Annotated in this window: 10 protein-coding genes and 1 pseudogene; 6 read left to right on the top strand and 5 right to left on the bottom strand. The window is 72.5% G+C overall.

Features of this window, described 5'->3' with window-relative positions:
- Positions 1–190: 190 nt before the first annotated feature.
- Together GA0070608_RS08940 and GA0070608_RS08935 are read right to left on the bottom strand one after the other, a co-directional pair.
- Positions 191–1,783 (bottom strand): LPXTG cell wall anchor domain-containing protein, encoded by a 1,593-nt coding sequence (locus GA0070608_RS08940; RefSeq protein WP_091624884.1) that lies wholly within the window; start codon positions 1,781–1,783, stop codon positions 191–193.
- A 225-nt stretch (positions 1,784–2,008) separates the two neighbouring features.
- Positions 2,009–2,221 (bottom strand): hypothetical protein, encoded by a 213-nt coding sequence (locus tag GA0070608_RS08935; protein WP_091624881.1) that lies wholly within the window; start codon positions 2,219–2,221, stop codon positions 2,009–2,011.
- A 128-nt stretch (positions 2,222–2,349) separates the two neighbouring features.
- On the opposite strand from GA0070608_RS08935, the gene GA0070608_RS08930 reads away from it, so the two are divergent.
- Both GA0070608_RS08930 and fbaA read left to right on the top strand, forming a co-directional pair.
- Positions 2,350–2,733 carry a phage holin family protein gene (locus tag GA0070608_RS08930; RefSeq protein ID WP_091624877.1) on the top strand — a complete coding sequence of 128 codons (384 nt, stop codon included), beginning with the start codon at positions 2,350–2,352 and terminating at the stop codon, positions 2,731–2,733.
- 151 nt (positions 2,734–2,884) lie between these two features.
- Positions 2,885–3,910, top strand: coding sequence for a class II fructose-bisphosphate aldolase (gene fbaA, locus GA0070608_RS08925; RefSeq protein ID WP_091624872.1), 1,026 nt, complete (start codon positions 2,885–2,887; stop codon positions 3,908–3,910).
- 102 nt (positions 3,911–4,012) lie between these two features.
- On the opposite strand, the gene GA0070608_RS08920 is transcribed toward fbaA, so the two are convergent.
- Complete coding sequence (locus tag GA0070608_RS08920; protein ID WP_411970782.1) at positions 4,013–5,269, bottom strand: LOG family protein; 1,257 nt, start codon at positions 5,267–5,269, stop codon at positions 4,013–4,015.
- Positions 5,270–5,534: 265 nt separating this feature from the next.
- Between GA0070608_RS08920 and GA0070608_RS08915 the strand changes: the two genes are divergently transcribed.
- Complete coding sequence (locus tag GA0070608_RS08915; protein WP_091624864.1) at positions 5,535–5,963, top strand: DUF3151 domain-containing protein; 429 nt, start codon at positions 5,535–5,537, stop codon at positions 5,961–5,963.
- 73 nt (positions 5,964–6,036) lie between these two features.
- On the opposite strand, the gene GA0070608_RS33365 is transcribed toward GA0070608_RS08915, so the two are convergent.
- Together GA0070608_RS33365 and GA0070608_RS08900 are read right to left on the bottom strand one after the other, a co-directional pair.
- The gene (locus GA0070608_RS33365) at positions 6,037–8,664 is read right to left on the bottom strand and encodes a chromosome partitioning protein (protein WP_425413228.1); all 2,628 of its coding nucleotides are present in this window, start codon (positions 8,662–8,664) and stop codon (positions 6,037–6,039) included.
- A gap of 98 nt (positions 8,665–8,762) precedes the next feature.
- Positions 8,763–9,881, bottom strand: coding sequence for a diacylglycerol kinase family protein (locus tag GA0070608_RS08900; RefSeq protein WP_091624855.1), 1,119 nt, complete (start codon positions 9,879–9,881; stop codon positions 8,763–8,765).
- 123 nt (positions 9,882–10,004) lie between these two features.
- Between GA0070608_RS08900 and GA0070608_RS08895 the strand changes: the two genes are divergently transcribed.
- The 3 genes and pseudogenes from GA0070608_RS08895 to GA0070608_RS08890 all read left to right on the top strand — a co-directional run bounded on the left by GA0070608_RS08895 (position 10,005) and on the right by GA0070608_RS08890 (position 12,483).
- The gene (locus tag GA0070608_RS08895) at positions 10,005–11,291 is read left to right on the top strand and encodes an adenylosuccinate synthase (RefSeq protein WP_091624852.1); all 1,287 of its coding nucleotides are present in this window, start codon (positions 10,005–10,007) and stop codon (positions 11,289–11,291) included.
- Positions 11,292–11,559: 268 nt separating this feature from the next.
- A pseudogene (locus GA0070608_RS33955) lies at positions 11,560–11,688 on the top strand (type IV toxin-antitoxin system AbiEi family antitoxin domain-containing protein); the annotation flags it as partial.
- 72 nt (positions 11,689–11,760) lie between these two features.
- The gene (locus GA0070608_RS08890; RefSeq protein ID WP_245716087.1) at positions 11,761–12,483 is read left to right on the top strand and encodes a hypothetical protein; all 723 of its coding nucleotides are present in this window, start codon (positions 11,761–11,763) and stop codon (positions 12,481–12,483) included.
- Positions 12,484–12,501: the final 18 nt, after the last annotated feature.

The raw sequence follows: 12,501 nt of genomic DNA, 5'->3' as shown, positions 1-12,501 counted from the left end.
GCGGGGCTCCCCCGGAAACCCGTGGTGGTCCGGGCTCGTCCGGTGGCTTCGGCCGTCTGGGTGGGGGGCGCGTGCTGTCGGGGTGGGTGTCTGGGGGAGGCGGCGGTGGATGTGGCGGTGAGATGTGCGGTGAGATGTGGCGGTGCCCCGCCGACCGGGTGGTCGACGGGGCACCGGTGGTGCGGGTGGATCAGGCCACGAAGCGGGTCTTGCGGCGCTTGGTGATCACGTAGCCGCCCACGCCGGCGACGAGCAGCAGCCCGCCGATGCCCGCGATCAGGCCGGTGGACTCACCGGTGATCGGCAGGGTGCCACCGTCACCGTCACCGTCACCGTCACCGTCGCCGTCGCCGCCGCCCTGGCCGCCGGTCGCGTTCACCAGGAGCTTGGCGGTGTCGTTGGCGGGCTTGAGGTCCTTGTAGAAGCCGCCGTCGCACTTGCAGGGGACGTTGACCTTCACGAGACCGGTCGCGTTCGCGATCACCGTGTCGATGCGAAGCTCGAAGTCCATGACGGCCTCGTCGCCTGCCTTCAGGAACGTCTCGAAGTAGCACCGGTACTGGCGCGCCCCCGGCTCACCCGGCTCGCCCCAGTTGTCACCCTCGACGGGGGCGCAGCTCTTCGGCACCGCGACGGCGCTGGTGCCCTTGGGCACGTCGACCGTCATGTAGGTGATGCTGCTGCCGGCACGGCCGTGGTCGAGCGTCGCCGGGCCGTTGTTGCGGACCCCGACGGCGGCCTTGACCTTGTCACCCGCCTTGCCAGTGAGCTTGGCTCCGATCGCCTCGAGGTCGGTGCTGTTCTCGCCGGTTACCGTGACCGCCAGGCTGGACCAGTCGTTGTCCGGATTGGTGTCGGCCTGTGCCCCCCGGGAAGCCTTGTTCTCCTCGGTGAGATCCAGCTTTCCGTCGGTGCCCGGCTTGCCGAGGGTGCCCCCGCGGCTGTCGAGGTAGCCCTGGTAGTCCTCGAACTCGGCCGGGGTCATCCAGAGAATCTCTCCGTACTTGAACCCGGGCGCGAAGGCGTCCTTCCCGAGGACGTACGGCAGGGTGGTGCCGAAGGTCGCCCCCGCCGGCAGATTCTCGGTGAACTGGCAGCTACGCAGCGCGTCACCCACGTATGTGCAGTTGCTGTAGTGCTTGCCCGCGTTCAGGCCGTAGTCGTTCATGAAGAGCACGCTGGCGCCCTTGGCGGTGTGCTCGCCCGCGTTGCTGACCTTCAGCGGGGCGGTGAACTTCGTACCCGGCGCGAGGGAGAGATTCGTCTCGGGCCCGGCGTCCAGGTCGACGCCCTCGCCCACCCGGACCGTGGCGTCGTGGCTGACCGACTTCAACCCGGAGCCGTTCAGGGTCACGATGAGCTTGCCGCTGTCGCCGTCCTTGGCCTTGTCGGTCGGGGCGACGACCACCTGGAAGAGCCCGGCGATGTTGGTGCCACCCTCGTCCAGGTCGTATTCATGGTGAATGGTGCAGGTCACGAGGCCGGCGGACGGGCTGGTGCAGTCCGAGCCGCTGTCCTGCTCCTCTTTGACGGTGACCTTGCCGACGAGGTCGGTGTAGTCGTACTGAACGGTGAACCCGCGCGGCAGTACGACCGGGGCCGAGGCGCTGAGGATCACGTCGGGGTACTTGCCGACGGAGCCGGCCGCGATCGTCAGGTTGGGGGTGTACACACCGAGCTTGACGTCGGTGTCCTCGGCGGACGCGGGGCTGGCGGAGGCGGCGACGATCGCGCCTGCGACGCCCAGCCCGGCAAGCCAGCGCCGGGTGGAGTGCTTGAGCATGTGGGGGTTTCCTCCGTGGGGATGCCAGGAGTGGCGAGCGAATCTTAAGGAGGCCTTAAGGTCTGCCGCTGCCCCGACCCGCGTCCGGCGGCAAACATCGACCGAACGGCTGACCAGGAGCGCCGCAACGTTCCGGCCGTCCGCACCCCGTGCGGGAGGACCGGCTGGCGCAGTGGGCGGCGCAGCATCCGGGTCAGGTCACCCGCACCCACTGACGCGTAGAACTCAGCGGTAGTCCTCCTCGTCGGGGGCGACCACCCGGGCCTGCTCCATCGCGTCCCAGTCGCCGACCTCCAGGCCGCGGTGCGGCTCGGCGTCAGCCTCGTCGGGGCCGACCACGGCGGCCTGCTCGACCGCGTCGGCCGGCTCCGTCTCCATGTCGCGCTCCTCGGGGCTGAGGTGGTCGCCGGGTGCGAAGTCCTCTTCGGGCTGACCCATATCAGTCCCTCCCGGGATCTCGGCGGACAGTTCCCCACACACCGTACGGGCTGCGCCCGCCCGCCGCTCGGAAGCCGAGTCGACCGAATTGCCCCACCTGCCGCCACCCCCGGTGCCAGGATGGGGCGGTGGGCTTCCTTATCCGGTTGGCGATCACCGCCGTCGCGCTGTGGGTCACCACGCTGATCGTGCCCGGGGTGGAGGTGAGCGGCCGGTCCGGCACCAACAGTGCCCTCACGCTCGTCGTCGTGGCGTTGATCTTCGGTGTGGTGAACGCGGTGCTCAAGCCGCTGATAAAGGTGTTCGGCTGCGTCTTCTACCTGCTCACCCTCGGCCTGTTCGCGCTGGTCGTCAACGCCCTGCTGTTCCTGCTGACCGACCGGATCGCCCGGGCGCTGGACCTGCCGTTCCACGTGGACGGTTTCTGGGCCGCGTTCTGGGGCGCCATCGTGATGGCCGTGGCGACCTGGCTGATCAGCGTCGTCGTGCCCGACAGGTGGGAGGGGCGGTGAGGCGATGGCCAGGGACCGGGCGCGTACCGGGTCGGTTGTGCCGGCCACGGTCTCCTGCGGGATACTGCCGACGGTGGACAGCGCGGTCCGGCGCACCCAGGGACAACAGCGGCCGGTGACGGCCGACAGCGGTAAGTAAGGAGCGTTCGACATGCCCATCGCTTCCCCCGAGACCTACGCGGAGATGCTGGACCGTGCCAAGGCCGGCCGGTACGCGTACCCCGCGATCAACGTGACGTCCTCGCAGACCCTGAACGCGGCGCTGAAGGGCTTCGCCGACGCGGAGAGCGACGGCATCATCCAGGTCTCGACCGGTGGCGCGGAATACCTCTCCGGCCCCTCCGTGAAGGACATGGTCACCGGCTCGGTGGCGTTCGCCGCGTACGCGCACGAGGTCGCCAAGAAGTACCCGGTCAACATCGCCCTGCACACCGACCACTGCCCGCAGGAGAAGCTGGACAAGTTCGTCCGGCCGCTCATGCAGATCTCCAAGGAGCGGGTGGCCGCCGGCCAGGAGCCGCTGTTCCAGTCGCACATGTGGGACGGCTCGGCCGTGCCGGTGGCGGAGAACCTGCGGATCGCGGCCGAGCTGCTCGACCGGGCCGCCGAGGCCAAGATCGTCCTCGAGATCGAGGTCGGCGTGGTCGGCGGCGAGGAGGACGGCGTCGAGAACGCCATCAACGACAAGCTCTACACCACCGTCGAGGACGGCCTGGCCATGGTCGAGGCGCTCGGCCTGGGCGAGAAGGGCCGCTACATGGCGGCGCTGACCTTCGGCAACGTGCACGGCGTCTACAAGCCGGGCAACGTCAAGCTCCGCCCCGAGATCCTGAACCAGATCCAGGAGGCGGTCGGCGCCAAGTACGGCAAGGAGAAGCCGCTCAGCCTGGTCTTCCACGGCGGCTCCGGCTCGCTGCTCTCCGAGATCCGCGAGGCGCTGGACTACGGCGTGGTGAAGATGAACATCGACACCGACACCCAGTACACCTTCACCCGGCCGGTCGCGGACCACATGCTCCGCAACTACGACGGCGTACTCAAGGTGGACGGCGAGGTCGGCAACAAGAAGCTGTACGACCCGCGGGCCTGGGGCAAGGCCGCCGAGGCCGGCATGGCCACCCGCGTCGCCGAGGCCTGCGAGCACCTGCGCTCGGCCGGCACCACGCTCGCCAAGTGACGCGCTGAACGGCATCCGCGCCGGCACAGTGACGCGCTGACGCGTACCGCCGACGGCCGGCTCCCCACCCGGGGGGCCGGCCGTCGGCGTGTCCGGAAGCCGTCAGTGCGTCGCGGTGAGCACCCGGACGGCCTCGTGGACGTCGTCGGTGAGGTGCACGGTGGCCGACAGGTCGCCGAACGGCGAGGCACCCAGCAACGGCCGCAGCAGCGACTCCACCGGCAGCTCGTCGGTCCAGTACGCGCGGTCCAGGAAGACGTACGCGCCGCTGGCGCCGTCGGTGCCGTAGTAGGTCTTGGTCGCGGCCTGGAACACCTCCTGCACCGTGCCCGCCCGTCCGGGGGCGAAGACGATCCCGCCCCGGGCCAGCCGCAGGATGGTGTCCTCGCGGATGGCGTTGGAGAAGTACTTGGCGATCCGGCCGGCGAACAGGTTCGCCGGCTCGTGCCCGTACAGCCAGGTCGGGATGGCCAGCCCGCCGGCGCGGGCCCAGTCCACGTCGCCGCTGGCCAGCGTCGCCGAGTCGGCGCGAGACACGCTGCCGGGGTCGGCGGCCCGGGGCCGGGGCAACGGCACCGGCTGGCCGTAGAGCTCCCGGACCCGCAGCGCCGCCGCCGTGTAGCGGTCGTGGTCGGTGAAGTCCGGCGCCGCGGCGAGCAGGTCGATCGCGGCGTCCAGGTCCTCGGCCGGCCGCAGCGCGAGGTGGGCGCCGAGGTTGGCGGCCTCCATCACCCCGGGGCCGCCGCCGGTCACCACCAGCCGGTCGGCCCGGGCCAGCTCCCAGCCGAGCACCGCCGCTGTCCGGTACGGCGCGCTGCCGCGCGGCACCGCGTGCCCGCCCATGATGCCGACCACCGACTGCGGCCCGTGGGTGGCCAGCCAGGCGCGGGTGGCATCGGCCAGCGCGTTGTCCACGCCGTGGTCGTGCAGCCGCTGACCGAGTGCCTCCCGGACGTCCGGCAGCGCCCCGCCGTGCGCCCGGAAGTGCTCGTAGACCCGGGTGTCGTACATCCCGGCGAAACCGCCCTCGGCGAAGCCGGCGGCCAGTTCCTCGGGGGTGTAGAGGTGCGACGGCTGGGTCGGGTAGGGCAGCCCGGAGAACGGCGGCACCACGTTCGCGCCGCGCCGGACCAGGTCGGCGCCGACCTCGCGGTTGGCGAAGCGGCACCCCACGAAGAGGGTGCCGGTCACCTCGACGGCGGTGAGGTCGGGAACGGGATCGAGGTCGAGCCGCAGCCCCTGCACGGTCAGCCCGACCAGGCTGCCGGTGGCCAGCCGCCGGTCGAACTCGGCGCGGGTCTCGATCTCGTCGGTACAGGTGTGCGGCTCGATGACGTCCGCGGGAGGTGGGGTCGGCACCCTGGCCATCCTGCCCCGCCGGGTCAACCGGCCAAACCCGCTGTCCCGCTCCCGGCGATTGGCCGGGGAACCGACAGGAGCCCGGCGGTCGTGGCCACCGGGCTCCTGCGATACCGGTTCCTGGGGAGGCTCCGGACCAATAGTTGTAGTCGAAAGCACCAGCCGGGGGCATAGGCCGCAGGCGTGACCAACTCCTCAGCCGTTCAGCCAGTCAGCACACCCAACCCCCTCGCGCACGCCAGTGCGAAGCGGGTTGAATGGGGCGATGCAGAACCTGTTGCCGGAACCACCGGCCACCCTCCTCCCCGCGCACGACGAGGCCGACGCCGCCCTGGCCGACGCCGAGCAGGCCGGCAGCGACGAGGCGTACGCCAAGGTGGCGGCACGCTTCCCGACCTACAGTGCCGGCTGGGGTGCGCTGGCCGCGCGGGCGTTCGCCACCGGCCAGGTCGTCCCGGCGTACGCCTACGCGCGCACCGGCTACCACCGGGGCCTGGACCAGCTGCGCCGCAGCGGCTGGAAGGGGTTCGGTCCGGTGCCGTGGTCGCACGAGCCGAACCAGGGCTTCCTGCGCTGCCTCTACGTGCTGTCCCGGGCCGCCGACGAGATCGGCGAGGCGGACGAGGCGGCCCGCTGCGCCCAGTTCCTCCGCGACTGCGACCCGGCAGCCGCGGACGCGCTGGCGAGCAACTGACGTCCGAGCCGACGGCCGGCCCGGCACAGTCCAGGCCGGCCGTCGGCTCGTCCGAGCCCCGCAACCCTGCCGCCTACAACCCCTCCGCGACGGCGGCGGCGATCTTCAGCCAGGCGTCCCGGGTGGCGGCGGAAAGTCCCCCGTACCGGATCGGCTCGCCGGTGTCGATGAGGCGCTCGTACGGCGCGAGCAGCACCGCCCGGGTGCGGGCCGCGAAGTGCTCCTGGATCGCCGGCAGGTCGATCTCCTTGCGTGACGGCGGCATGGAGACCACGGTTACCGCCTGCCGGACCAGCCGCTGCCGGCCACTCTGCTCCAGGTGGTCCAGCATTCTGGCGGCCGTCTCGGCCGAGTCGTTACGGGCCGACATGGTGACCAGCAACTGGTCGGTGGCGTCCATCGCGGCCTGCCAGTTCTGGGCCCGGACGTTGTTGCCGGTGTCCACGAAGATCAGCTTGTAGAACCGGCTGACCACCTCGCGGATCTCGGCGAACGCGGCGGCGGTGAGCATCTCGCCGCCGGTGGCCGACTCGTCCGAGGCGAGGACGTCGAACATCCCCTCACCCTGCGAGCGGACGTACTGCGAAAGGTCACCCACCCGCCCGTGCGGGCCCTGGAACTGGCCCAGGTCCCGCAGCATGTCCCGCACCGTACGGGAGTGGAAGTCCTGCTGGGCGCGCATCCCGAGGGTGCCCTGGGTCTCGTTGTTGTCCCAGGCCAGCACGTAGCCGCCGCGCTTCTGGCCGAACGTCATCGCCAGCAGCAGGATGGCCACCGTCTTGCCGGCGCCACCCTTCGGGTTCACCACGGTCACCTGGCGCAGCCCGCCGAAGTTGCGGCGCACCGTCTCGATGTCCCGCCGCAACTCCTGCTCGTGCCGTCCCGGCGCCAGCCGCAGCCCCATCCGGTTCGCCACCGCCCGTACGCCCATCGCGGCCACCGGGTCGGCGGGGCGGATCTGCCGGCGGCGGGCGAAGTCCTCGGCCGTCGGCGGGGTGGTGATCCCCGGGTGCCAGTTCGCGTCGGGCTGTGCCGGCGGCACCGCGGTGACCCCCTCCGCCGGCTGGTACGCCTGCTGCGGATCCGGGGCGGGGGCTCCTGGAGCGGCCTGCTGCCAGGTCGGCGGGTACCAGCCGGGCGGGTACGGCCCGGGCGGCGTCGGGGCACCCTGCTGCGGCGGGTACGGGCCGGGCGGGCTGGCCTGTCGCGGCGGGTACGGCCCGGGCGGACCGCCCTGCTGTGGCGGGTACGGGCCGGGCGGGGCAGCTTGCTGTGGTGGGTAGGGCCCGGCCTGCTGCGGTGGGTAGGGACCAGGCGGGGCGGCCTGCTGCGCCGTCGCCGGGTCGGCTCCGAGGTCGGGCTGGGCCGCTGCCACGTTGGCCCCGGGGTCGGGCTGAGCCGCCGGGTCGGCCCCGAGGTTCGTCGCCGGCCCGACCGGCGTGCCCTGCCCAGCCGGGTCGTGCGGGACCGGGCCCTGGGCCGCATTCTGCGGCGGGGCATGTGGGGACGGGGCCTGCCCGGCCGGGTCTCGTTGGGGTGGGCTCTGCCCGGCCGGGTTTTGCTGGGGTGGGCTCTGGTCGGCCGGGTCTCGCTGGGCGGGGCTCTGGTGATGGAGAAGGGCCTGTCGGGGTACGGCGCTCTGGGGCGCGGGCGCCAGGCCGGCGGCGCCGGGCCCTGGCCCGGGCTCGACGGCCGTCGTGGCGGGTCGCTGCGGCGGCTGCGCCCACGGTGACTCCGCCGGCATCCGCGCCCCGCCGCCGGCCCCGTTTCCACTGGTCGTCGGGCTGCCGGTTCCGTTTCCACCGGTCGTCGGGTCGCCGGCCTCGTTCCCGCCCGTCGTCGGGCTGTGGGCCGTCGGGGCCTCGACGGTCGGGTGGACGCCGTCGGCCCTGGTCGTTCCGGCGGGGTCAGGCGTCGGGTCAGGGAGTGCAGGCCGGCCACCGGAGAAGATACCGGCAACGGCGGCCGGCGGGGGATCGTCCTGCCGTCCGGCGTGCCCCCGGGCCGGCTCGCCCGGGCCCTCGACGGTCCTGGCGGTGGCCTGGGAGTGCGGGGACGCGACCGGAACGGGCGCTGCCGGATGGTCGAGGCTGAACGGCATGTTGAGATCGACCCGGGCGGGGCCGGTCTGCGGAGAACGGGGAGCGGGTACGCCGCCTCCGGCGGCCTCCGACAGACTCCCGCCCACCCCGGCCGTCCTGCGATCACCGGCCGGACCGGAGACGGCCGGGCCCGCCGCGTCCGAGCCCGGCGGGGCGGTCGCGTCGACGGGAGGGTCGGCCGGGCCCGAGGCTGGCGGGACGGTCGGGCCGGGGCCCGCCGGGGCGACTGGTCCCGGGCCCGCCGGGGTGGTCGGTGGGGCTTGGGTGGCGGCTGTCGGCGGTGCCCAGGCCGAGGCGTCCGGCTCCCATCCGGAGTGGGCAGCCGGTGGAGGCGACCACCCGGCGCCCACGCCCTGCGGCACGGTCGTTCCCGCACCGGTGGCCGGCATCCCGCCGGTCAGGGACGGGTAGTCGGCCGGCGAGGGCGGGTGACCCGGCCGGCCCTGCGGCGGGACGGGGGACGGTGGCGAGGCGGTCGACGCCCAGGGCGGCGTGTCGGTGCCGCCGATCTGGTCCGGTGGCCAGAGTGGTTCGATGTCCCGCTCCGGCATCGGCTGCTGGCCGGGCACGTGGACCCGGTCGACATTCTCGTCCACCACGGTTCCTCCCCATTCCTCCTGCCGAGGATAGGCCCAGTGGCCGCGCCGGGCCGGCCGTCGCGGGCCGGTCGGGTCGGTCGCGTCGGGGACGGGCGAGGTCAGCCCGCCCAGACCGCCCAGGCGCCCGGTTCGATCCACCAGGATCGCTTCCGGCTCAGCTCGCCCTCGGCGCCGTCGTCGAGGAACGGGACCCGCCCCTCGCGGGGCAGCACGGCCACGGCTCGCCCCCGGGCGCGGCGTACCTCCAGCCTGACCCGCTTCCTACCCAACGTCGAGCGGGTCACCACGGGAACGGCCACCGCCACCTCGACCAGTCCGTCCGTCGGGTCGGGGCTGCCGAGCAGGGCCACGTCGTCGAGCCGGGCGTACCCGCCGGCGTTGCCGATCGCGCAGGCCAGCAGCGGGTCGTCGCCGTTCGAGAGCACGGCGTCGTCCACCTCCACCCGGCCACGCCAGTGCAGCGGCCGGCCGCTGTCGTCAGCGGCGCCGACGAGCACGCCGTCCAGGGTCACCGAGCCGCCATCGTTGCGTAGCAGGTCGAGCCGGCGGGGCGTGCCGTCCAGCACCGCGGCGGCCACCGCCGCCGGGTCGCGGGGCAGCCCGAGCTGCGCCGCCAGGTCACGGTGCGTCATGCTCCGCGCCGGATCGAGCGGGAGTACGCCGATCGGCGGCAGGTCCGGCACCGTGCGGTTGCCGGGCAGGTCGTCGGGGCGGCGGCTGGGCGGTGGGGCGTACCGCCGGACGAGCCGGCGCACGACGGCGCGCAACTGGGCGTCGCTGGCCGAGGCGACCACGAGTCGGACCTTGGAGTCCGGGTCGGGCCAGGTGAGGCCGTCCGGGCGGGGCGAGCCGTCGAACCGGGCCAGCACCTCGTCGATCTCGGCGTCCGAGCGGGCGGTGACCGTCTCCACCCGGGCGCCCCGGGCGGTGAGCGCGTCCGCGCAGGCCAGCACCGGCACCCGGGGGGTGTCGCAGCGCTCCCCGGCCTTCCCGCCGTCCCGGTCACCACTCGCACAGGCCCCGGCCGCGTCACCCGCCATCGCACCAGCGCCGGCGTCGTCCCCGTGCGCCGTCGCGTCGGTGTCGCTTCTGTGCGCCGTCGAACCGGCGTCGTCCCCGTGCGCCGTCGCGCTGCCGCAGCAGGCGCCTCCGCTGCCACAGGCCCCGCCGGACGCGTCGCGCTCCGAGCCGAGGGTAAGCAGCACCACGTCGTACACGGAAAGGGCCTCCTGCCTCCCGACGCGACCCCTGCCGGCCGCGCCGCCACTACTTGTTAGCCTGACACCCCGGGCTCGCTGACCGGTCGCCACCTGGCACCCGAGCCTTCTGGAGGCGAAAAGATGCCAGCGATCGTGCTCCTCGGTGCCCAATGGGGCGACGAGGGCAAGGGCAAGGTTACCGACCTGCTGGGTGAGCGGGTCGACTACGTCGTGCGCTACTCCGGCGGCAACAACGCCGGTCACACGGTGATCACGCCGGACGGCCAGAAGTACGCGCTACACCTGATGCCGTCGGGTGCGCTCTCACCGAGCGCGATGATCGTCATCGGAAACGGCGTGGTGGTCGATCCGAAGGTGCTGCTGGCCGAGATCGACGGGCTGGCCGAGCGCGGGGTCGACGTCAGCCGGCTGCGGATCTCCGGCGACGCGCACCTGATCATGCCGCACCACCGTGCCCTCGACCTGGTCGTCGAGCGCTACCTCGGCAGCTCCCGGATCGGCACCACCGGTCGGGGCATCGGCCCGGCGTACGGCGACAAGGTCGCCCGGATGGGCATCCGGCTGCAGGATCTGCTCGACCCGGGCATCCTGCGCAAGAAGCTGGAGCTGGCGCTGCGCGAGAAGAACCAGCTGCTGTTCAAGATCTACAACCGCAAGGCGATCGACGTCGACGCGACGATCGAGGAATACCTGGCCTACGCGGAGCGGCTCAAGCCGTACATCGCCGAGACCCGGGTGATGCTCTGGGACGCGCTGGACCGCGGCGAGACGGTCCTGCTGGAGGGTGCCCAGGCCACCATGCTCGACATGGACCACGGCACGTACCCCTTCGTGACCTCGTCGAATCCGACGGCCGGTGGGGCCTGCGTGGGCGCCGGCATCCCGCCGACGGCGATCAACAAGGTGATCGCGGTCAGCAAGGCGTACACGACGCGGGTCGGCTCCGGGCCGTTCCCGACGGAGCTCTTCGACGACAACGGGCAGCACCTGCGCAAGGTCGGCCACGAGTACGGCACCACCACCGGCCGGGAGCGCCGCTGCGGCTGGTTCGACGCCGTCGTGGCCCGGTACGCGTGCCGCCTCAACGGCGTCACCGACCTGGTGGTCACCAAGCTGGACGTGCTCACCGGCCTGCCGAAGGTGCCGATCTGCGTCGGGTACGAGATCAACGGCGAGCGCTACGACGACATGCCGATGACCCAGACCGACTTCCACCACGCGACTCCGATCTACGAGGAGCTCGACGGCTGGTGGGAGGACATCACCAAGGCGAGGACCGAGGCCGAACTCCCGGAAAACGCCAGGCGCTACATTGCCCGCATCGAGGAGATCTGCCGCACCCGCGTCAGCGTCGTAGGCGTAGGCCCCGGCCGCGAGGAAAACGTCGTCCGCCACCCCCTCCTCTAACCCCCACCCCCACCCCCACCCCCACCCCCACCCCACCCCCACCCCCACCCCCACCCCCACCCCCACCCCCACCCCCACCCCCACCCCCACCCCCACCCCCGCCCCCTCCGGGGGCCTGCGCGTTGATCAAGAAGTTTGCGTCCTGGTCTGACTCGGATTCGGACCCAAACCTCTTGATCGACGTGCGGAGGGTTGGGGTTGTCCACAGGAGGGGCGGGGTTGTCCACAGGGGCGGTGTGCGGGGTGGACGGGCGGTCATCGTGGTGGGGTGAGCGTCGAGGTTCTCCAACGCATCGCCAGTCGTCAGGACGGGGTGGTGACGGCCGCGCAGGCGTTGTCCGCCGGCTTGAGTCGGAGCCAGATCCGATACCTGTGTCGCTCGGGCCGTTGGATCCGGGTGGCGAGGGGTTGCTTCGTGCCGGCCCCCGAGTTGAGCCCTGCGGCGCTCCGTAGGGCCCGCATCCGGGCTGTGACCACCACCCTCGGGCCGGGCTCGGTCGTCGTTCTCGACACCGCAGCCGAGTTGCACAGGATCGCCGGGCTCCGTCCGGAGTCCGCCATCCACGTGTCGCTGCCGGCGAACCGGCCACGGCCGCAGCGGCTCACCGACCCTGATGTCGTGGTGCACCAGCTCGCAGTCGATCCGGACGCCGTGAGCGAGGTGGCCGGTCTGCCCGTCACCACCCCGCTGCGGACGGTCGCCGATGTCATCCTCAGGGCGGACCGCTACTCGGCGGTGTGCGTACTCGACTCCGCGCTGAACCGGCAGGTCGTCACCGAGTCCGACCTGGTCCGGATTCCGGCTCTTCTCGTGGGCCGCAGAGGAGCCGTCGCGGCCCGGCGTCATCTCGCGGAGACGGACGGGCGGGCGCAGTCCCCGCTGGAGACCCGGACCAGGCTGCGGTGTGTCGACGGTGGCGTACCGCCCGACGTGCTCCAGTTGGAGGTACGCGACCGGGACGGCTATCTGCTGGGCATCGGCGACCTCGGCTGGCGGGCGGCGCGGCTGATCGCCGAGGCGGACGGCCAGGCGCCCCATCGCACTCCCACGGCAGTCTTCGAGGACCGGACGCGGCAGAACCGGCTGGTCAACGCCGGTTGGCGGATCCTCCGCTTCACCTGGGCGGACACCCTCCGCCCCGACTACATCCCCCACACGATCAAAGCAGCCCTTCACCCCTACCCCAGGTAGTTGATCAAGAGGTTCTGG

The organism is Micromonospora peucetia (genome assembly GCF_900091625.1).
Taxonomy (GTDB): domain Bacteria; phylum Actinomycetota; class Actinomycetes; order Mycobacteriales; family Micromonosporaceae; genus Micromonospora; species Micromonospora peucetia.
Note: the sequence above shows the minus strand (reverse complement) of the source record. Positions and strands in the feature narration are given on the sequence as shown.

Excerpts from the sequence above, each read along its gene's own strand:
- GA0070608_RS08915 (WP_091624864.1), top strand. The coding sequence starts at position 5,535 with ATGCAGAACCTGTTGCCGGAACCACCGGCCACCCTCCTCCCCGCGCAC.
- fbaA (WP_091624872.1), top strand. The coding sequence starts at position 2,885 with ATGCCCATCGCTTCCCCCGAGACCTACGCGGAGATGCTGGACCGTGCC.
- GA0070608_RS08895 (WP_091624852.1), top strand. The coding sequence starts at position 10,005 with ATGCCAGCGATCGTGCTCCTCGGTGCCCAATGGGGCGACGAGGGCAAG.
- GA0070608_RS08935 (WP_091624881.1), bottom strand. The coding sequence starts at position 2,221 with ATGGGTCAGCCCGAAGAGGACTTCGCACCCGGCGACCACCTCAGCCCC.
- GA0070608_RS08940 (WP_091624884.1), bottom strand. The coding sequence starts at position 1,783 with ATGCTCAAGCACTCCACCCGGCGCTGGCTTGCCGGGCTGGGCGTCGCA.